At 62.5% G+C, this 20,454-nt stretch carries 15 protein-coding genes and 2 pseudogenes; 7 read left to right on the top strand and 10 right to left on the bottom strand.

What is annotated here, in order from left to right:
• The first annotated feature begins 292 nt into the window (after positions 1 to 292).
• A complete protein-coding gene (gene trxB, locus ACNQPB_RS04245; RefSeq protein WP_498749377.1) occupies positions 293 to 1,249 on the top strand; it encodes a thioredoxin-disulfide reductase in 957 nt (318 codons plus the stop codon).
• A gap of 41 nt (positions 1,250 to 1,290) precedes the next feature.
• A complete protein-coding gene (trxA, locus tag ACNQPB_RS04240) occupies positions 1,291 to 1,617 on the top strand; it encodes a thioredoxin (protein WP_498749376.1) in 327 nt (108 codons plus the stop codon).
• A 6,196-nt stretch (positions 1,618 to 7,813) separates the two neighbouring features.
• On the opposite strand, the pseudogene ACNQPB_RS04235 reads toward trxA, so the two are convergent.
• The 10 genes and pseudogenes from ACNQPB_RS04235 to rpmH form a co-directional block, all read right to left on the bottom strand.
• A pseudogene (locus ACNQPB_RS04235) lies at positions 7,814 to 8,446 on the bottom strand (ParB/RepB/Spo0J family partition protein); the annotation flags it as partial.
• Complete coding sequence (lasR, locus tag ACNQPB_RS04230) at positions 8,447 to 9,166, bottom strand: transcriptional regulator LasR (protein ID WP_347032980.1); 720 nt, start codon at positions 9,164 to 9,166, stop codon at positions 8,447 to 8,449. It lies immediately after the preceding pseudogene.
• Positions 9,167 to 9,178: 12 nt separating this feature from the next.
• A pseudogene (locus tag ACNQPB_RS04225) lies at positions 9,179 to 9,739 on the bottom strand (ParB N-terminal domain-containing protein); the annotation flags it as partial.
• Positions 9,740 to 9,805: 66 nt separating this feature from the next.
• Positions 9,806 to 10,690 carry a ParA family protein gene (locus ACNQPB_RS04220; protein WP_498749936.1) on the bottom strand — a complete coding sequence of 295 codons (885 nt, stop codon included), beginning with the start codon at positions 10,688 to 10,690 and terminating at the stop codon, positions 9,806 to 9,808.
• Positions 10,691 to 10,957: 267 nt separating this feature from the next.
• Positions 10,958 to 11,608: a 16S rRNA (guanine(527)-N(7))-methyltransferase RsmG gene (gene rsmG, locus ACNQPB_RS04215; protein ID WP_498749374.1), complete on the bottom strand. Its 651-nt coding sequence runs from the start codon at positions 11,606 to 11,608 to the stop codon at positions 10,958 to 10,960.
• Positions 11,609 to 11,614: 6 nt separating this feature from the next.
• Positions 11,615 to 12,193: a Jag family protein gene (locus tag ACNQPB_RS04210; RefSeq protein WP_498749372.1), complete on the bottom strand. Its 579-nt coding sequence runs from the start codon at positions 12,191 to 12,193 to the stop codon at positions 11,615 to 11,617.
• Complete coding sequence (gene yidC, locus ACNQPB_RS04205) at positions 12,193 to 13,161, bottom strand: membrane protein insertase YidC (RefSeq protein ID WP_498749370.1); 969 nt, start codon at positions 13,159 to 13,161, stop codon at positions 12,193 to 12,195. The genes ACNQPB_RS04210 and yidC overlap by 1 nt, the downstream gene beginning before the upstream one ends.
• Before the next feature lie 18 nt (positions 13,162 to 13,179).
• Positions 13,180 to 13,578: a membrane protein insertion efficiency factor YidD gene (gene yidD / locus ACNQPB_RS04200; protein ID WP_498749369.1), complete on the bottom strand. Its 399-nt coding sequence runs from the start codon at positions 13,576 to 13,578 to the stop codon at positions 13,180 to 13,182.
• Positions 13,571 to 13,981: a ribonuclease P protein component gene (rnpA, locus tag ACNQPB_RS04195; RefSeq protein WP_498749367.1), complete on the bottom strand. Its 411-nt coding sequence runs from the start codon at positions 13,979 to 13,981 to the stop codon at positions 13,571 to 13,573. Before rnpA ends, yidD begins: the two co-directional genes overlap by 8 nt.
• A 41-nt stretch (positions 13,982 to 14,022) precedes the next feature.
• The gene (gene rpmH, locus ACNQPB_RS04190; RefSeq protein ID WP_011776797.1) at positions 14,023 to 14,160 is read right to left on the bottom strand and encodes a 50S ribosomal protein L34; all 138 of its coding nucleotides are present in this window, start codon (positions 14,158 to 14,160) and stop codon (positions 14,023 to 14,025) included.
• Between the two features lie 454 nt (positions 14,161 to 14,614).
• Between rpmH and dnaA the strand changes: the two genes are divergently transcribed.
• The 5 genes from dnaA (at position 14,615) to ACNQPB_RS04165 (ending at position 20,452) form a co-directional block, all read left to right on the top strand.
• Entirely contained in the window at positions 14,615 to 16,036 is a 1,422-nt protein-coding gene (dnaA, locus tag ACNQPB_RS04185; protein WP_498749365.1) for a chromosomal replication initiator protein DnaA, read from the top strand.
• Positions 16,037 to 16,582: 546 nt separating this feature from the next.
• On the top strand, positions 16,583 to 17,707 hold the full coding sequence (gene dnaN, locus ACNQPB_RS04180; RefSeq protein WP_498749363.1) for a DNA polymerase III subunit beta: 1,125 nt from the start codon (positions 16,583 to 16,585) through the stop codon (positions 17,705 to 17,707).
• Between the two features lie 42 nt (positions 17,708 to 17,749).
• On the top strand, positions 17,750 to 18,700 hold the full coding sequence (gene gnd / locus ACNQPB_RS04175; RefSeq protein ID WP_498749934.1) for a phosphogluconate dehydrogenase (NAD(+)-dependent, decarboxylating): 951 nt from the start codon (positions 17,750 to 17,752) through the stop codon (positions 18,698 to 18,700).
• A gap of 23 nt (positions 18,701 to 18,723) precedes the next feature.
• Positions 18,724 to 19,917 carry a DNA replication/repair protein RecF gene (gene recF, locus ACNQPB_RS04170; RefSeq protein ID WP_498749361.1) on the top strand — a complete coding sequence of 398 codons (1,194 nt, stop codon included), beginning with the start codon at positions 18,724 to 18,726 and terminating at the stop codon, positions 19,915 to 19,917.
• On the top strand, positions 19,904 to 20,452 hold the full coding sequence (locus ACNQPB_RS04165; protein WP_498749359.1) for a DciA family protein: 549 nt from the start codon (positions 19,904 to 19,906) through the stop codon (positions 20,450 to 20,452). Before recF ends, ACNQPB_RS04165 begins: the two co-directional genes overlap by 14 nt.
• Positions 20,453 to 20,454: the final 2 nt, after the last annotated feature.

The following is a 20,454-nucleotide window of genomic DNA, read 5'->3' as shown; positions in this document are numbered from 1 at the left end:
CCCGCAATGCGGGTCCCGGCGCTGACGCGTTAAGGACTTGCTGTCCGCCCGCCATCCGTCCGCCGTCGGGGATCACTTGCCCGGCGCCGTCGGGCAGCTTTACCTGGACAGTGGCGGTCGTATTACGGCCCGCGCGGGCAGCGGCCTGGGGCGGCAACGCCAGACGGTACCCTGAATATGGTGGATATTAGGGTCCCCGGAACCACCGGAATATTCAACGACGCCACAGGGTTGTGCCATGTGGCCGGTTCGAAACACCGGTGCATCGACTAAGGAAGAGGTTCACCCAACAGTGAGCAACGCAGAAAACACCGCGTCCCAAGTACGTGATGTCATCATCGTAGGCTCCGGTCCGGCCGGTTACACGGCGGCTGTCTACACGGCCCGTGCCAACCTGAAGCCGCTGCTCATTGCCGGTTCAGTCACGGCCGGTGGAGAACTGATGAACACCACCGATGTCGAAAACTACCCGGGATTCCCGGAGGGCATCATGGGCCCGGACCTGATGGAGAACTTCGAGAAGCAGGCCGCCCGGTTCGGCACCGAGATCCAGTACGAGGACGTCACCGCACTCGGACTCGACGGCGACATCAAGACTGTCACCATTGCCACGGGGGAGACCTTCCAGGCCCGTTCCATCATCCTTTCCACCGGTTCGGCGTACCGCGAACTTGGCCTGGAGAACGAAAAACGCCTGTCCGGCCACGGTGTTAGCTGGTGCGCAACCTGTGACGGTTTCTTCTTCAAGGACCAGGACATCGCCGTGATCGGCGGCGGCGACTCCGCCATGGAGGAAGCCCTCTTCCTCACGAAGTTCGCCAAGTCGGTCACAGTGGTCCACCGCCGCGATAGCCTCAAGGCTTCCAAGATCATGGGCGACCGTGCTCAGGCCCACGAGAAGATCAACTTCCTCTGGAACACCGCCGTCGAAGACGTCGTTGGCGGTGACAAAGTCACCGGCTTGAAACTGAAGAACCTTGTGGATGGTTCCGTTTCCGAACTGGCCGTCACGGGCGTCTTCATGGCGATCGGCAACGACCCGCGCACCGAACTCGTCAAGGACAAGCTCGAGCTGACTCCTGAGGGCACCATCGCCGTCCAGGGCCGCAGCTCCAAGACCAGCATCAAGGGCGTCTTCGCGGCCGGCGACGTCATCGATCCGAGCTACCGCCAGGCCATCACCGCGGCCGGCTCCGGCTGTGTGGCCGCACTCGACGTCGAACACTACCTCGCAGAACTGCACGGCTGAGCTGAGCAGCCGGCAACAGCCCAAACGAAGGGAACGAAAGAATGAGCAACGCAAAAGACGTTACTGATGCAAGCTTTGGCACGGATGTCCTGAGTGCTGAAAAGCCGGTCATCGTGGACTTCTGGGCAGAGTGGTGCGGCCCGTGCCGCAAGCTCGGCCCGATCCTCGACGAGATCTCCGTCGAATACGGTGACAAGGTTGACGTCGTCAAGGTCAACGTTGACGACAACCCGGCCATCGCCGCCGAGTACGGCATCACCTCCATCCCCGCCGTGTACCTCTTCAGTGGGGGAGAAGTGAAGAACACTGTCATCGGCGCGAAGCCGAAGCAATTCTTCGAGAAGGAATTCGAAGCAGTCCTCTCCTAGGGGATCCGCTCACGAGGGAGACCGGCGGTAACGCCGAATCCCTCTGACGTTCGCTGAAGCCGGCGGCCGTTGCTCATTGACTTGGATCATTGGGCAATGGCCGCCGGTTTTTTGTTCGTACGTCCTTACCGGGAGCGGTATCTGCCCGCTCCGCTTCGTGGGATAAACCATGTTCCGTTACTTCCGTGGCTCAGATTTCCCAGGGAGCCCCTCAGTTGAAACGGGGATGGTGCCTTATGGGAACCGGACGGGGGAGCCCTTTTCGCGCCGTTGACGGTATGGTCGCCTGGACAAATCGACGCGGGGCAAGGTCCGCTGCCCACGCCGGGACCGACGCCCGGGTAAGGTCTGGCGCCGTCGGCCGGTCAGGGCCTGACGCCTGGGCAAGGTTCCGCAAGGTTTCACGTGAAACAGTCCTGCCGCTCACCACGCCGGCTGCACCAGTCACGCCAGCTTGCCTCATGTGGGCTGAATGGGGGACTCCACTCCGTTCAAGGCCGGGCGGAACGCTCGAGATTTCCTTGCGGGCTCTCTGTGCTAATCCCGCGCACAGGAAGAGCGCTGGTACTTTCCCATCTGTCGCGGAGCGCCCGCATTCCACGCGACCAACCTAGTCGAAACCAGGGCACGGTCAGGCACGCGCACAACTGAGCCGTGCGAGCAGCGGAGCTTTGTCGCCCGGACCGGACTCAGCGCCTACCGTTCACGGAAACACAGGAATCATTACGGCCAGGCTGCTCGTTGCACGCACACCCTCAGGACGTCGGGATCCCCTGAAATCCCTCGCCCGGGTTCATGTGTAAGCCTGGCGCGCCAACCGATGCAGGGTCATCTGCGGAGATTATCCAGAATGCGAGGACGGATTCCTGTCCATGAAGCCCAATCGCATTGATCCCACCCACCATGTCACCACGTGGCGCCTCCATCGAGGCTGCCATCACCATTAGCCGCTCTGAAGTGCAGGGCCAAAGTTCCAGCAAGGAGACCGGCTCCGCCGCTGCATCAGCAGGGGTTCACCCGGCAGAGCGGGCAGTGTTGTGGGTTGACTCGCAAGGCCAGGGAAGGCTCTCACACACCTTCCGATTGAGCCACCCAAACCCCACTGCGGGAATCGCTACCTGCACAGAAAGTCCCGTTTCAGTCCAATTCCGCGCCATTTCGCGACGGCTCCTGGTCTCGGGCCCTTCCCGAGGCCAATTTGTCGTCCGCGCCTTGGGGCGTTTGCCGATTCAATTGCTCTGCCTAACTGCCAAAGCTATTCTCCCGGAGCGACACCGATCGCCCCCGGGGCCAGGCCTGCCCTTGCATTGCCCTCCAATTCTCTTGGGGGTGTCCTTTGGGTGAGTGCCCCTTGTCCGAACCCACGAGCCCCTTTCGGGGTATTCATGCGGGTATGGAGAGCTGTGCGGGCATCTCCGGGCCTGCTGCGAGGGATTTTCGGGCGTCCAGCACGGCTGAACTGCCGTGATACGCAGGTACAAACCCCTTACGCGCACATATTGGCGACGCACACTACGCGAACCCAGTTGGTCGCGCCCCGTCAGTACCCCTTGGTCCAGAGCGCCCAACAATGCACGCCCAGCAGCTCGCTCAACTAATGAAGCCCAAGCTGGGAACAACACACGTATCTCCACGCCGAGGGGCCGGCAAGGAGATCAGAAGGGCGCGTGTGGGCTTTCTGTGCCCTAGTACGCCGAAGAAACCACCCCAGTTCGAAAGCGGCTCTAAGCGTCGCAAGGATTCACCGGCGAGACGTGCCAGTCTGTTTGGAGGGCAGGCCGTCCTGTTTCACGTGAAACGTCGTGGCCAGTCGCAACTCTAAAGTTTGGGACCGAAACCAACAAGGCTCATCCACGAGGATGCTTCACCTGGTGCGGTATCAAGAGGAACAACGTTCCGTACTTGCACGGGTCAGGGGGGCTGGCCCGAGAATTGGCAGTTTCGTCAGGATCCTTCACAGAGCGACGCCCACAAATACCCCACTGGCATGTCGTTGGAAGTGTCGGGTCCTCCCCTGAGGTAGGAAATTTGGTGGCTGCCGTCCGAGATACCAACGCGATCCGGGGCGCATGAGCGCACCGCTCTGCAGTGTGTGTACTGTTGCTGCCAATACCGAAAAGGATGCCAGCGCTGCCCAAGGAAATGCCCGAGCAGAAAAGTAGGGCGGCCGTTCTGCTCCGAACCTGAGTAGAGGAACCCGTCAGCTCCCTCCGAAGCTGAGCTCCGGGCGTAGGTGGACGCTCGGCGATGGCCGACGACCACGCGAGGCGGACATGTTTCACGTGAAACCAAGCGGCCGCCATGAGACCTCCTGGTGCAGGGCCCCACCGGGATCGCAGCAGAGAGCACCACACCCCGAGAGCCCACCCTGCCAGTTTCCGGTGGAAGACTCCATTACCGATGCCACAGCCATCGCGCACCACGATGCAAATCGCAAATGCCCGTGCATCGGATGACGTGACGAAATCCCGTCGGCGGTCCCGGCCGATCCCAACGGCTGTCCTAGCCACATCCCGTCGGCTGTCCCCGCCAATCCCACCAGCCGTCCCGGCCACATCCCGTCGGCTGTCCCCGCCAATCCCACCAGCCGTCCCGGCCAATCGCATGAGGGAGGCCAACACGCGGACAATTCAGGCAACACCCTTCCACCCGGCCGAACTGCGGGTCTTGCGCTACTAACCCCGGTCCAACCAGATCAATACCGCCGGGCGAGCCGGCTGCGGGCCAGGTCCATCCCCCGCTGGCCCCGGAAGACCGCTTGGTCCGCGCCGGGTCACCGAAGGTGTGTGGCGTGGGGGCGTGGGTAAGCACACTGCGGTGGGGTCCACTCAGTGTCCACCGAAGCTTGCGGGGCTGCGCTTCAGTTTGGGCGAGTCCGCGCGGTCCGCTCTTCGAACGCGCGCAATACCCGGACGAGCAGCGGCCCAGCCGGGCACTCCGGCTCGGCCAAGCCAACCCACCACCGCCGGCTCCGCCAAGTCAACCCACCCTCTACGGTGCGGCGTAACAGCCTAGTGGTTTGTGGGCGTCGCCCAGCCCGAAGCCATGCATCCGAACTCGCGCAAGGTCGTCCCCGGAGGCCATGCCGAGCTCGCCACATGTGCGGGCTCATCGACGCGAGCACCTCCAACGTTCGCCAACGCAGGCCTTCGCCAGCCAGTCCGATCAACTTCAGGCCGATCTCGCTTTATCGTTTCGCACGCATCAGCGGCAGCATGCAAGTTGCCCGGGCCCAGGAATTGCCATAGGACCCCCCGCGGAGTTCCCGGTCGACTGCCGCGCTGTACGTCAGACATCTGATCAAGGACAGGAAGTCGACGAGTCCTCGCCCGGAATGATCCAGACCACACAAGGGTTATCCACCAGCCGACCCAAACTTATGCACAATGTTATCCACAGCAAATTCCACAGGGTCAGATACCTCGGATCCAGCAGCCTGGCTTTCCGTGCCGCGACGTCCACCGCGTGCCCCTTCCGCTACCAAGAGGGTCCGCCTGACCTTCCCGCGTTCGTGGGCCGAATCCAGTCGCGAAACCGGCGAGAATCCGCCTAAATTGGACCATTTTCACGGATATCACGGGCCCAGAGATTGTTTCACGTGAAACAGCCACGTCCTCACAGGACTGCCTTAGGGACGCAGGCGCACCGCCCGCGCACTCTTACCCAGCGAGGCCATCTCAGCATCAAAGACTGCCCAGCTTCATCCACAAAGTTATCCACAGCAATATCCACCGACCGTTGACCTGTTTTCAACAGCCGGGTGTGCACACCCAATACCCCGAGAGGTCTGTCCAGTGACCACGCTTCCCCCCGATCCAGGAGCTCCTGTTCGCGCCGACGGTTGGGAAAGATGCTGGTTCGGCGCGGGCTATTTCGAGCCAAACCGTGGGCGACGAGAGCAGGGATTCCAAAGCCCAGCGTGACCGGAACATAAGGCGAGCCCAGACTTCGACTGGATCACAACTAGAGGTTCAGTGCGCGCGCAAGGCAGGCGGGCTAGGGGATAGGAACGTCTGTCCCCATAAGGGCATAGGGATGGTCCTTCCACTCACACCCGGACCGCCACACTGCCACGTTCTCCCGCGGCCGGTCGCTGGCTGGTCCGTGTGCACCCAGGATCCGGCAAGGTACCGAACCGGCGTCGTCATGCTGCTCCGCAGCGCCTCCCATGCATTGGCTGGCTTCGGGCGCGGTAGCTGGTGACAAACGCAGCGGGGCAGCGCCGTCGACGTAGGGACGGCACGTTTCCCCAGGACTGGAAACAGCTAGGTCCAGCAGTTCAAGGCAATGCGCTCCGACATCCCACGCTGGCTGGCTGGCCCGGCAAGGTCACCCTCGACGCCGCGTCGCGCCGCTTCCGACCGGCTCAGCGGCGGGATGTGCCGAAGATGATTCGCACATTCCAGCGCGCCCATTTCACTGCAGCTCAGCCATCTCCTGCACGTCCGTGCGCATCATGATGACCCCGCTTGGGGGAGTGGCTAATCCGCCCAACACCGAGTTGGGTTGGCTGGAGCTCGATGCCTGGCACTGAAGGACCTGATGGGGCGCCAGTAGGCGGCGGAATTGTCTTCGTCTTCCTGGACACCATCTCCGCGAAGGACTACCCGCAGCAGGTAGCCAGGTTCCGGTACGGGAAACACGAGCGCACCGAACGTAACGGACTCCGTGCACAGCCTAGCCTCGGCACGTTCTTCCCCTACAGGACTGATCGAACCTGCCAGGCGAACGGCCCGTAAGCGGTATCCACAGCTCGCATCAAGCAAGCCGACCGAACCCAGAAGTGCCCATGTTTCACGTGAAACAATTGCCTGCCGCGGAGAGGGCCAGCAACCTTCCCCGGAACAGTGAGGCAATCCGAAGAGCAGACCGGGAACAACATCAGTAGCTTCGCGCCCTCCGGCCGCAGAAGAAACATCAGGTGAAATCCAACAGCGGCCCATGCCCGCATGAACCCTGAAGCGCCAACCCATGTAGGAGGCATCGAGGCCATTGTCTTTACGATTGCTCATCCGCCATGCGGCTTCGCGCGACAACGCCTAGCGAAAGATGCTGTGGATCGCGCAAATATCGGACCCACTACTCCGGTTTCGCCACGCCAATCGGGGAGAGCACCACCAACATTGACTACGGGGCAAGTGAGTCGGCACCAACGCCCACCAGGTTTCACGTGAAACAACGCAGCAGAAGCTAGGGCGGCCAGGGAGCCCCAAGCGCTGAACTGCAAACACCGCCCTGAATGGGTCGCCCCGGGGCCCGGACCGCGGCTTCCGATCGATTTCGGCCGCGAAGTTCCAATCTCCGAGCGTCTGGCAGCTAAACGACCGAACAAATCGCGAGCCCCGACACCAAAAGCGCAGACACCAAGGGTGCAGTGCCACTTCGTTGCTCACCCAGTCGACAACGACGTCAGCGAGGGCCATAGCAACCCTCCAGCGCCCCGCCCGCCGCTGTGGCGACTCGGTCCGCGAGCCTTGAATCGAGGCCTCTAGAGCGCCAGCCAGCGCCTCTCATGCTTGGGAGTCACCGCAGAGCAGGCTCCCAGGCTGCGGTCAGTGTCCGTGGCAACAGAAACAGGACGAATCTGTGCGGGTCCACGGGACAAGGGTGACAACTGTGCAGGACCAGACAGCAACGAATAGGAGCAAACCCACCATCTGCAAGCAGCGCAGCAACTCTGCACTTAGCACAAGACTGCGGACGCTAACCAGCCCCCAAGAGCTCACGCAGGGATCCGCGCAACGTTCCAAGCGCAACCGAGCACGGCGGACATCTCAATTTGAGGGAAATACGCGACCTACAAGCGAATCCACCTCCCGTAGGCGACCACGCTCTTCGCGACGCAGGGACCGCCAGCCGACAGCCAGGGGCGGCGAGGTGGACGGAAATTACAGATCCTGCACCATGGATGTGCAGCCGTCATCGCTCATGCACCTCACTGGGAGGCAGCTAAAAAGGCACTTCACGATATGGCGGCACTGGCCCCGCACAACTACAGGTTTCCGCGCCACACTCCGAAACCCACAGCCCCAACCAACTGCAGCATGCCCAAGCAAACCTGGAGCTCCGGCGTTTCCCGTGAAACATGAAACCCGAACCAGGCCCAATCTCCTGATCCAGGGCGTCCTCACCCACGGAGGAAAAAGCAAAGGGGCGCCTCTCCAATGGAAAAGCGCCCCTGGGGAGTTGGTTGATCCTAAGCGTCAGAACCCGGGGACAGAACGTCCATGATCCGGTTCAGATCCTCAACGCTTGCAAACTCGATGCTCACGCGGCCCTTGCGCGCACCAAGGGTGATCTTCACGTTCGTGTCCAAGCGATCGGAGAGTGAAGACGCCAAGTAGTCGAGGCGCTCATGGCGCGCATTGGGCCGTGGGATGTTGTTCTTCGCTGGTGCCGCAGGCTCCTGGTAAAGTGCAACGGCTTCCTCAGTGGCACGGACGGACATGCCCTCGGCAACGATCTTCTGTGCCAAGCGTTCCATGGCGGCAGCGTCTGGAAGGGCAAGCAGCGCACGCGCGTGGCCGGCGGAGAGCACACTGGCAGCGACCCTGCGCTGAACCAGCGGAGGAAGCTTGAGGAGCCGCAGGGTGTTCGAGACCTGGGGACGCGAACGACCGATGCGATCAGCAAGCTCCTCGTGGGTGGTGCCGAAGTCTTCCAGAAGCTGCTGGTACGCGGCCGCTTCTTCAAGTGGGTTCAGCTGGCTGCGGTGGAGGTTCTCAAGGAGTGCATCGCGGAGAAGGTCATCATCGTTCGTGTCGCGCACGATTGCGGGGATGGTTTCCAGTCCGGCGGCTTGGACTGCGCGCCAGCGGCGTTCACCCATTCAGAGAGTAATAAGACCCAAATTAACGGCCATAATGGCCGCTACGCGGCGGGAGGTCACACCGAACTTCCGCCGAATATTTCCCATATGGAAGTTCACATTGGCTTCCGAGCAGTTGCAGATAACCGATATCTCCCAACTGGTCTTGCCGATGGCGCACCACTGCAACACTTCCTTCTCCCGGCTGGTCAGAACCACCGGTTTGCTGACCGGATGTTCGAAGGCCAGTCCGGCACCGCTCTGCAGTGCGTAGTCCTTGAGCATCCACAGGGTCGGCAGGACCGACTCTATGAAACGGTTGGCCTCGGCCCGGTTTTCCGCTTCCACGCTGAGGCTCAGCGCGCCGAGTTCGCCGCGAGCACCATGCAGCGGCATGGTCAGCCCATACACCAGGCCGGCGGCCGAGGCTTCCTCGAAGAACTCGTGCTGCTTTCGCGTCTGGTAGATGGACGGTTCCCAGAAAATCGGCAGTACGCTCTGGGTACAGTGACTGACCGTCGGGTCGACCCGCGCGTAGCCAGCCCGGTCGTAATGCTCGCGCCAGGCGGCCGGGTAGTTGCCGACGATGAAGGCGTTCTCGTAGTCCTGGCTGTCCTTAGGCAACAGGCCGAACAGGATCTTCGAGAATCCAAGGTCGCTCGCCATCTTCTGCAGGATGGCGCTCCACTCCAATTTTCCACTTGAGCGTTCCAGCTCAAGAAAACCGTCAACCAAGGCCATGACCAATTCATACGGTTCTCCACCATTTTCGGTTGAAGTACGTACAACAATTGGCTGGAGGACGCCGATTTCTTTCACGGAGTGAATAAGCTCCGCCATGTCGTCTTCATCGAAGACGCTGCGGGGCTGTTTCCGGTTGGGATGAATGTCCTGCACCGGAATTTCAGCGAAACGTGCGCCAGGAACCTCGACAAGCTCGACTTCAGGAACCTCAGGAGCCGCAGCGGTTTTCGACGCAGAGCTTCGGGCGGGCTTGCCCGCCGCAGGCGCCTTTGCTCCATCCTTGGAAGCGGTTCCGGCCTTTGCCTCGGACGCACGAGCCGAACCGGCTCCGTCCGAAGCCGGCTTGGAAGTGGTCCGCGACGCGGGCCTGGCGGGAGGAGCTGCCGGTGCATCCGGCGTCGTCGGAACCGCTTCGGAATCGGAAGGCGCAGAGGCGGCCTTCTTCGCTTCCGGGAAGAAAAGATCCACCGGACGGGATGTACCGGCGCCGTTGCCTGCAACACCAGCCGAAGCGGAGCTGGGAATGAGGGCACCAAGGCCCCTGCCCAATCCCCGACGCTTTTCGCTCATGTGTTTATCCCTCCAAAGGAACGGCAGGGAAGACCCGCCAAGGCTTGTTGCAGTGTTTAGAGAAGTCTAGCGTTCAGCGATTTCTGCTGCGGCTTCCATATAGGACAACGCGCCGCTCGATGAAGAATCGTAAGTCATCACCGTCTGCTGGTAGCTCGGAGCCTCGGAAATGCGAACCGAGCGCGGAACCACGGCGCTGAGCACCTGCTCCGGGAAGTGTTCGCGCACTTCAGTAGCCACCTGTGCCGCCAGGTTGGTGCGGCCGTCGTACATCGTGAGCAGGATGGTTGAAACCACCAGATCGCCGTTCAGGTGCTTCTGGATCATCTCAATGTTCTTGAGGAGCTGGCTGAGGCCCTCCAGCGCATAATATTCGCACTGGATCGGGATCAGCACTTCACTGGCGGCGCAGAAAGCATTGACGGTCAGCAGGCCAAGGCTCGGTGGGCAGTCAATGAAGATGTAATCGAGCCGGGCTTCGCCGTTCTTGGCGCGTTCCTTCGCATAGACATCGATTGCGCGGCGCAGGCGCTGCTCGCGGGCTACCAGGGAGACCAACTCGATTTCCGCGCCGGCGAGATGAATCGTGGCCGGTGCGCAAATGAGGTTCGGTACGTCCGGGCACGGTGCAACCACTTCGCCCAAGGGCAGGTCGTTGATCAGGACATCGTAGATGCTGTCGACGTCGGCATGATGCTCAATGCCAAGGGCCGTGGAAGCATTGCCCTGGGGGTCGATGTCGATCACCATGACGTTCAGACCGGCAGAAGCCAGCGCAGCGGCGATGTTGACCGTCGTCGTGGTTTTGCCGACGCCGCCCTTCTGGTTCGAAACCGTGAATACACGGGTCTTTTCCGGTTTGGGCAGCTCCCTGCCCATCAGCCGTTCCCTGCGGCGGTTTTCATTGGCAAGCTGGCGGGCGATGGGGCTGGAGTCGTCGATCAAATCCATCACATTCCCTCCACCGCCGGCGGCTGTTTCACGTGAAACTATCGAATTATCAACCAAGTTAGTGCTCATTTGAGCCAGGGAACCCAAGGGGGAAGCCGCAGAGGCTGCACGTGCGGACCCCAAGGACATGAACGGGGGGATCCGCTGCGTGGGGGTTTCGCTACTAGCCACTGTGACACTCACTCTCATTCGGCTCAGGCTGCCGTTCTCTAGCCTAACGGCTCCGCATCGGACACGCCGGACACAGCGCGGAAAGGCCTGTGGAAACTAGGCGGACTTCCGGGTTTTGTCGACGAGGATCTTCACCACGGTGGTGGGTTCCTCAAGCAGATTTTCGCCGCACAGCACAACGCTGGTTTTGACTCCGCCAAGCTTCCGGATGACCTTGGCAGCCTTTTCGATTTCCTCTTCCGCACTGCGGCCCTTGATGGCGACAAGTTCACCCTTGCCGTCCAGCAGCGGGATGGTCAGGCCAGCGAGCTTGCTCAGCGCGGACACGGCACGGGCCGTGACAACATCGGCCTTCACCAGGCCCACCGCAAGTTCGGCACGGGAACGCATCACGGTCACGTTCGTAAGTCCGAGATCGTCCACTACTTCCTGCAGCCAGATGACCCGCCGTTCCAGCGGCTCAATCAGCGTCAGTTCCAGGTCCGGGCGGGCAATCGCCAGGCACAGTCCGGGCAGTCCGGCGCCGGATCCGACGTCGGCCACATGGCTGCCGTGGGCGATCTCCGATTCGATGACCGCGCAGTTGAGCACATGGCGTCCCCACAGGCGGGGGATCTCCCGCGGGCCGATGAGTCCGCGTTCGATCCCCGACGTCTCGAGGTGCTCCACGTACCGGCGGGCCAGATCCAGGCGGTCGCCGAAAATTTTCTCCGCGGCCGACAGGTCCGCTGCAGTGATGTCCGCCATGATCCTCTAGTCGGCCGAAACCACGATGTGGCGGTTGGCGCCTTCGCCCTCGGACTCCGAGACGAAGCCGAGGTCGGCGACGGCGTCGTGGACGATCTTGCGCTCGTACGCGCTCATCGGTTCAAGGGCGACGGCGGAGCCGCTTTCCTTGACCTTCGCGACGGCGTCCTCGGCGATCTGCTGCAGCTCGCCAGTGCGCTCCTTGCGGTAGCCGTTGATGTCGAGCACCAGGCGCGAACGGGTTTCGGTGGCGGAAAGCACGGAGAGACGGGCAAGTTCCTGGAGCGCTTCGAGGACTTCACCATCACGGCCGACCAAGCTCTCGAGCGCTTCGGAGTTATCCTCAGCGGCAATCGAGATGTAGGTGCGGCCATTGCGCACCTCGATGTCGATATCGCCGTCGATGTCCGCGATGTCCAGGAGCTCCTCGAGGTAGTCCGCGGCGACGTCGCCCTCTTCTTCGAGGCGGCTCGCGGTGCTGCCCTTGCCGGCGGGCTTCTCTTCCGCCTGGGATGCCTGGGACTCGGTGGCCAGCTCTTCGTTCACGCTTTCAGCCTTCGTCTCTTCAGTGCTATCAACCGACATTACTTCTTCTTCCTGTTCTTGCGTTGTGGCTGGATGCGCTGACCCGTGGGCTTCTCGGGCTCGGTCTCTACAACGGTTTCCTCGGCCTTCTTCCCGCCCAGGATCGGCAGGGCCGGCAGGCCCTTGGCGGCACGGCGCTCGGCAAGGGCCTTCGCGGCGGGGGAGCCCGGCGTCGGCATACGACGGATGACGAAGAACTGCTGGCCCATGGTCCACAGGTTGGTGGTGGTCCAGTAGATCAGCACACCGATCGGGAAGTTGATACCACCGATACCGAACACGAGCGGCAGGATGTACAGCATCATCTTCTGCTGGCGCATGAACGGGCTGGCCATGGCTTCCTCGGACATGTTCTTCGCCATGATCTGCTTCTGGGTGATGAACTGCGAAGCTGTCATGGCGAGGATCATCACGATTGACAGGACCCACACAACCGTCTGATCGCCGCCACCACCACCGTGGAGCAGTGACGCCGAAAGCGGGGCACCAAAGATGCTCGACTCGTCGAACTGCACCACTTGCTCATGGCTCAGCGCACCAATGCCCGCACCACTCTGGCGGGCCTGGGTGATTCCGGAAAGAACCTGGAAGAGCGCGAAGAAGAACGGCATCTGGATCAGCATGGGCAAACACGCGGAGAACGGGTTGGTGCCGTGCTTTTTGTACAGCGCCATCTGCTCCTGGGCCATGGCCTGGCGCGAAAGCTGATCGGTCTTGCCCTTGTACTTCTGCTGCATTTTCTTCAGGTCCGGCTGCAGCAGCTGCATGCCACGCTGTGCCTTGATCTGCTTGACGAACACAGGAATCAGGGCGGCACGGATCACCAGCACCAAGCCGATGATGGACAGCGTCCAGGTCCAACCGTTCTCCGGTGGCAGCCCAATAAAGGTAAAGCCGTCGTGGAACCCCAGCATGATCGCCGAAACAAGCCACTTGAACGGGGCCAGAATTGTTCCAAAGATGTCCATTTACGTTTCCCTATTTCCTCAAGCCGCTTCCCGGCGGCCGTCTTCATCAGCCTGAGCAGCCAGGAACAGGTCCGGGTTGTTCAGTACAACAATTTTGGGCGTCTGGCCTTCGGGCCAGTGGCGGTGGCCGGCGGGGACGTGGTCCACGCCGCCGGCGTTCCAGGGGTGACAGCGCGCAAGACGCTTGGCAGCGAGCCAGCTGCCCTTGACGGCACCATGGACAGTCACTGCTTCCAGCGCGTAGGCGGAGCATGAAGGAAAGAAGCGGCACACCTGGCCGTACAGCGGCGAGATAATCCGCCGGTAAGCCTTCAGCAGCAGGATGAGGATGTTGCGGGGCAGGTCCCAGAGGAAGGAAGCAATGTTCCTTGAGGTTGGGCCAAGGAAGCGGACGACGGCGGAGCCTAGCTCATGCACGCGGTGTCCCTTCCGTTGTGGTGCTGCCGGTACGGTCCGGCAGCGTCGGCGGAACCGTTCCGCCAAGCCGCTTCCTGTTGGCTGCCAGGGCTGCGTTGAAATCGCCCAGCAGCTGGTTCCAATCCGCGGAAGCCGCCGCCGGCAGGGCCCGGACAACTACGGCCAGTCCGGTTCCCTGGTTTTTCAGCGCCAAGGCAGCTGCTTCCCTCAGTCTCCTCTTAACGAGGTTCCTGGTCACAGCGTTCCCGACAGCTTTGGAAACAATGAAGCCGAACCGGCTCGGTTCATCGGCGGCGATAGATGCCGTATATAACACTAAGTTCCGGCGTCCATTGCGGACGCCGGAACGTACTGTTGTTGAAAAGTCGGTTGAAGTCCGCAGACGATTGGGGGTGGCAAGCACCGCTTGACTCGCTTGGGGAGGTCGACCGACGAGTCAGTTATTTACGCCGACAGCTCGACGCGGCCCTTGCCGCGGCGGGCAGCCAGGATGGCGCGGCCGGCACGGGTGCGCATACGAAGGCGGAAGCCGTGCTTCTTGGCCCGACGGCGGTTATTCGGCTGAAAAGTCCGCTTGCTCACGTTTTACTCCAGTGGATCAAAGGTGCGCCCACCCGATCAAAAGGGGAAGAACTGGCCGACGCTAAGTTTTTTGTGCATCCGCGCCCACCTAACGTCGGACAGTGCCGAAGATACAGGTGGCCGAAAGCGGACACATAGGACTTCACAACGTTAGGGCAAAAACACACTGCGGGTCAAACCGGGAGCCTCTCCCGGGACTATCCCCAGCTGTGGCAAAGTCGGGCCTGCAGCCTGTGGATGAAGTGGCTCACAAGGGGGTTTCGAGAACCACATCGATGTAATTATCCACAAGCAACTCCCCAGCTATCTTCTAGGGAATCCATCCCCTAGAGTGTCTCAGTAGCCGATTTTCCACGGACTGTGCATAACCCTGTGGATTCGGTTGGAATCCACCCTTGGTTCGGACTTTTCGGCTGCCGCAATTCAGGCACACACGGACCAGAGGAACCAATTGATGACGGTAGACGAGACCAACCACGCCAATACTGTCGGAAGTTCCTGGCGCCGGGTCCTCAGCCTGCTCGAACAGGACGAGCGGGTCAGCCCCCGGCAGCGCGGTTTCGTCATCCTTGCCCAGGCCCAGGGCCTCATCGGGTCAACCCTCCTGGTGGCCGTTCCCAACGAACTCACCCGCGAGGTCCTCCAGACCCAGGTCAAGGACGCGCTGGACGATGCCTTGCGGAGCGTCTTCTCTGACGACGTCCGCTGCGCGATCGACGTCGATACCGACCTGGTGCCGGTCCACGAAGAGCCAGCCCCCGCCGTCGAACTTTCCGCCGGCGCAGACGACGCCGTGGAACTGAAGCCGCAGCCGACCCCGCCGAGCACCTCCCACGAATTCGGCCGCCTCAACCCGAAGTACGTCTTCGACACCTTCGTGATCGGTTCGTCCAACCGTTTCGCCCATGCGGCCGCGGTGGCCGTCGCCGAAGCGCCGGCGAAGGCGTACAACCCGCTGTTCATCTACGGCGACTCGGGGCTGGGCAAGACGCACCTGCTGCACGCCATCGGCCACTACGCCCGCCGCCTCTACGGCGGAATCCGGGTCCGCTACGTCAACTCCGAAGAGTTCACCAACGACTTCATCAACTCCATCCGGGACGACGAAGGCGCCAGCTTCAAGACCACCTACCGGAACGTGGACGTCCTGCTGATCGACGACATCCAGTTCCTTGCCGGCAAGGACCGGACCCTCGAAGAGTTCTTCCACACCTTCAACGCGCTGCACAACAACAACAAGCAGGTGGTCATCACCTCCGACCTGCCGCCGAAGCAGCTGGCCGGTTTCGAAGACCGCATGAAGTCCCGCTTCGAGTGGGGCCTGCTCACCGACATCCAGCCGCCGGAACTCGAAACGCGTATCGCGATCCTCCGGAAGAAGGCGCAGAGCGAAGGCCTGTCGGCTCCGGACGATGCCTTGGAGTACATCGCGTCCAAGATTTCGAGCAACATCCGCGAACTCGAAGGCGCCCTGATCCGCGTCACGGCCTTTGCCAGCCTCAACCGCCAGCCGGTGGACGTGGCCCTGGCCGAAATGGTCCTGAAGGACCTGATCACCGACGACGGCGCCCAGGAGATCACAGCGGAGCAGATCCTGAAGCAGACGGCGGACTACTTCAAGCTCAGCATGGAGGAACTCTGCAGCAAGTCCCGGACCCGGACCCTGGTGACTGCCCGGCAGATTGCCATGTATCTGTGCCGGGAGCTGACGGACATGTCCCTGCCGAAGATCGGGCAGGAGCTCGGCGGCCGCGACCACACCACGGTGATCCACGCCGACCGCAAGATCCGTGAACTCATGGCCGAGCGCCGGGTCATCTACAACCAGGTCACAGAACTGACCAACCGCATCAAGCAGCAACAGCGCGATTCCTGATCCGGCTGAGCGGGTACTACATACCTTATTAACAGGTGCATGTGGATAAGCCTGTGGACAGTTAAGGGGAGAACCGCAGTTAATGGGCTTAAAACCCTTAAGGCGCCTGTGGATCGTTAAAAACGGCCCTGGGGGTTGTCCACGTCCACACCCTGTTTAAAACCCAGTCTGCCCACACGCCGTGAACAAGCGTTAACCCCGGATCCCTGCGGCGAGGGGCGGTTATCCACAGTTTCCACAAGGGTTATTAACACTACTAATCCCAAAAAATCCAGATCCCTCAAACAACAATCTCTTTCCGACCGACCCGCCCCGCAGCTCCTGCCGGCGCTGCGCACCGGCCAGGACCTCGGGGGATGGGTTAATGCCAGGACTTCCGGCTAAGCTGTCAGCATCGTGTCCTCCGGGCCCGGTTTTCTTGTCATTCACGGTGGATACACCGGACGGGAAGCGGTCCGAAGGGCCATGGCAGTTCCCAGGAGCTTCCACAAGAGCATTGGCAGCAGCAATCGCATATGCGACAGCAATGAAAGGCGGCACCCTTCCGTGAAGTTCAGAGTCGACCGGGATGTCCTGGCAGAAGCCGTCACGTGGACAGCCCGATCCTTGTCTCCGCGGCCGCCCGTTCCTGTCCTTTCCGGCCTCCTGCTCAAGGCGGAAGCCGGCACGGTCAGCCTCTCGAGCTTCGACTACGAAACTTCCGCTCGGCTTGAAATTCCCGCGGACATCACCACCGAAGGCACCATCCTGGTCTCCGGCCGCCTGCTGGCAGACATCTGCCGCAGCCTGCCTTCGGCGCCGGTCGACGTCGAAACAGACGGCAGCAAGGTAACCCTGAGCTGCCGCCGAAGCAGCTTCCATCTCGCAACGATGCCCGAGTCGGAGTACCCGCCGCTTCCGGCGCTGCCCGCCGTCAGCGGCACCCTGCCCGGCGACGCTTTCGCCCAGGCTGTGTCCCAGGTCATCATCGCGGCCAGCAAGGACGACACACTGCCGATCCTGACCGGCGTCCGGATGGAAATCGAAGACGAGCTGATCACCCTCCTGGCCACGGACCGGTACCGGCTTGCCATGCGCGAAGTGCCGTGGAAGCCTGTCACACCCGGCATCTCCACAAGCGCCCTGGTGAAATCCAAGACCCTGAACGAGGTTGCGAAGACACTCGGCGGCAGCGGCGACATCAACCTGGCACTGGCCGACGATGACAGCCGGCTGATCGGCTTCGAGAGTGGCGGCCGCACCACCACCTCCCTGCTGGTGGACGGCGATTACCCGAAGATCCGCTCCCTGTTCCCGGAATCGACACCGATCCACGCCACAGTGCAGACCCAGGAACTCATCGAGGCCGTGCGCCGCGTCTCCCTTGTGGCCGAGCGCAACACCCCGGTTCGCCTGGCCTTCACCCCGGGCCAGCTGAACCTGGATGCGGGTACCGGCGAGGACGCCCAGGCCTCTGAAGAACTCGAAGCCCAGCTCACCGGCGACGAGATCACGGTGGCCTTCAACCCGCACTACCTGATCGAAGGATTGAGCGTCATCGAGAGCAAGTACGTGCGCTTCTCGTTCACCAGTGCACCCAAGCCGGCCATGATCACGGCCCAGGCCGAGGCCGACGGAGACGACCAGGATGACTACCGCTACCTGGTGATGCCGGTCCGCCTGCCCAACTAGTCCCCACCGCCACCCTCGACTCGCAAGCTCGGCCAGGGAACCCTGGCGGCGTGGGCCCACGCATTTGGGCAACCCACCCTCCCACTAGCGCAGAAAAGAGCTCACACCGTGCACATCGGACTGATCGGCCTTGGAAAAATGGGTTTCAACATGCGGGAGCGCATGCGGAACGGCGGAATCGAAGTCACCGGCTACGACCGCAACCCCGAGGTCACTGATGCCGCATCGGTCGACGAGCTGATTGCCGCCCTTCCCAGCCCCCGGATCATCTGGGTCATGGTTCCTGCCGGGGACATCACTGACGCGGTAGTAACCGAACTCGGTGAGAAGCTACGCACCGGCGACATGGTGATCGACGGCGGCAATTCCCGGTTCACCGAGGACCAGAAGCACGCGGAATTCCTCGCGTCCCGGGGAATCCGCTTCGCTGACTGCGGTGTCTCGGGCGGCGTCTGGGGCCTGCAGAACGGCTACGGCCTCATGGCCGGCGGTTCAGCCGAAGACATCGAGCTTGCCATGCCGGTCTTCGATGCACTCCGCCCCGAAGGCGACCGTGCCGACAGCTTCGTGCACGTCGGCGGCGTCGGTGCGGGCCACTACGCAAAGATGGTGCACAACGGCATCGAGTATGGACTGATGCAGGCTTACGCCGAAGGCTACGAACTGCTTGCGGCCAAGGACATCATCACGGATCTGCCCGGCACTTTCCGCGCCTGGCAGAAAGGCACCGTGGTGCGCTCCTGGCTGCTGGACCTCATGGTGAAGGCCCTCGACGAGGATCCGGGCCTGGCCTCGATCGATGACTATGTGGAGGATTCCGGTGAGGGCCGCTGGACGGTGGAGGAAGCCATCGCCAACGCCGTTCCTGCCCCGGCCATCACCGCGGCGCTTTTTGCCCGTTTTGCTTCGCGGGAAGAAAATTCCCCGGCCATGAAGATGGTGTCCGCGCTGCGCCACCAGTTCGGCGGGCATGCAACCCGTCCGTCCAGCTAGGCATCCGGGGGCCGGCAGCACCCGTGTACCTCGAACACCTTTCGCTGAGCGATTTCCGCAGCTACGCCCAGGTTGACCTGAAGCTCGGCCCGGGTGTGACCGTGCTGGTCGGCTCCAACGGAATCGGCAAGACCAACCTGATGGAAGCCATCGGCTACCTCGCCACCCTCGGTTCGCACCGGGTCAGCACGGACGCCCCGCTGATCCGCTTCGGAAGCGAACGCGCCATGATCCGGGCGAGGCTCGTGCGCGGCAGCCAGGCAACCGTCGTCGAACTCGAAATCAACGCGGGGCGGGCAAACCGCGGGCGCATCAACCGCGGAAACCCCGTGCGGGCCCGGGACATTCTGGGCATCTGCCAGACCGTGCTGTTCGCACCTGAGGACCTGGCACTGGTGAAGGGTGATCCTTCCAACCGGCGCCGTTTCCTCGACGAAATGCTGGTCAGCCTCCTCCCTGCCCACGCCGCCACCCGCGCCGATTACGATCGGGTGCTTAAGCAGCGGAATGCCCTGCTGAAGTCCGCCCGTGCCGGCCGTTTCACCGCCGGGCACGAGGCAACGCTCGACGTCTGGGACCAGCACATGGCCCGGGCCGGTGCCGAGCTGCTGCACGCCAGGCTTGAACTGGTGGAACGGCTGCGTCCGCATCTCCAGCGGGCATATGCCCAGCTCACGGACGGGTCGAAGGACGCGAACGCGCTGTACCGTGCAACGCTCCAGGGAGTACTGGACGACGACGGCGGCCCCGCGGAGGGGGCGGCCGCACCCGACGCCGGGGTGGAGGAGCTGCGGCAGCTGAACGTCGAACAGCTCAGCGAGCGGTACGTCCAGGCTTTTGCGGCGGCGCGCCGCAAGGAGCTGGAACGCGGCATTTCCCTGGTCGGTCCGCACCGGGATGAGCTTGAGCTGCTGCTTGGCCAGGCTCCCGCGAAGGGCTATGCCTCGCACGGCGAAACCTGGTCGATGTGCCTGGCACTCCGCCTTGCGTCCTACTATGTGATGCTCGATGACTCCCTGACCGGAGGATCGGCGCCGATCCTCATCCTGGACGACGTGTTCGCAGAGCTCGACGTGCAAAGGCGGCGTAAACTTGCGGCAATAGTCGCCGGCGCCGAACAGGTGCTGGTGACGGCCGCCGTCGACGCCGACATCCCCGAAGAGTTGGCCGGGCGGCGGGTGAAGGTTGTCCCCGGAGGCATAGATGGCGAAGGATGACGGCGGATTGCAGCCCGGGCGCGACCCGGACCGCATCGATGCCGCCCAGGCTGCCCTGAACCGGATGCGCGAGGCCGCGGCCGCCCGCGGCGAGGTGCGCCGTGCCGCCCCAGGAAAGGCCGCGCCGAAGCGGAAGGGCCTGCGGGACACCCGCGGCTTCAGCCAGTTCCACGGTAATGGCCGCGATCCGCTGGGCCTGGGCAAGGTGGTGGGCCGGCTGGTGGCAGAGCGCGGATGGACGTCTCCCGTGGCCGTCGGTTCTGTCATGGCGGAATGGGAAGCCTTGGTGGGGCCGGAGATTTCCGCCCATTGCACTCCGGAGAGCTTCACGGACACCACTTTGCACGTGCGCTGCGATTCGACGGCGTGGGCCACGCAGCTCCGACTGCTGAATTCGAGCCTGCTGGAGCTGTTCCGCAAGGAGCTCGGCGAAGGCGTGGTGACCGCGATCCATGTCCTTGCCCCGACGGCACCGAACTGGCGCAAAGGCGGCCGCAGCGTCAACGGCCGCGGCCCGCGGGACACCTACGGCTGAGC

Origin of the sequence: Curtobacterium sp. LFS079 (assembly GCF_047977865.1) — a bacterium.
Lineage (GTDB): Bacteria > Actinomycetota > Actinomycetes > Actinomycetales > Micrococcaceae > Arthrobacter.
This window is presented reverse-complemented; position numbering and strand designations above follow the sequence as displayed.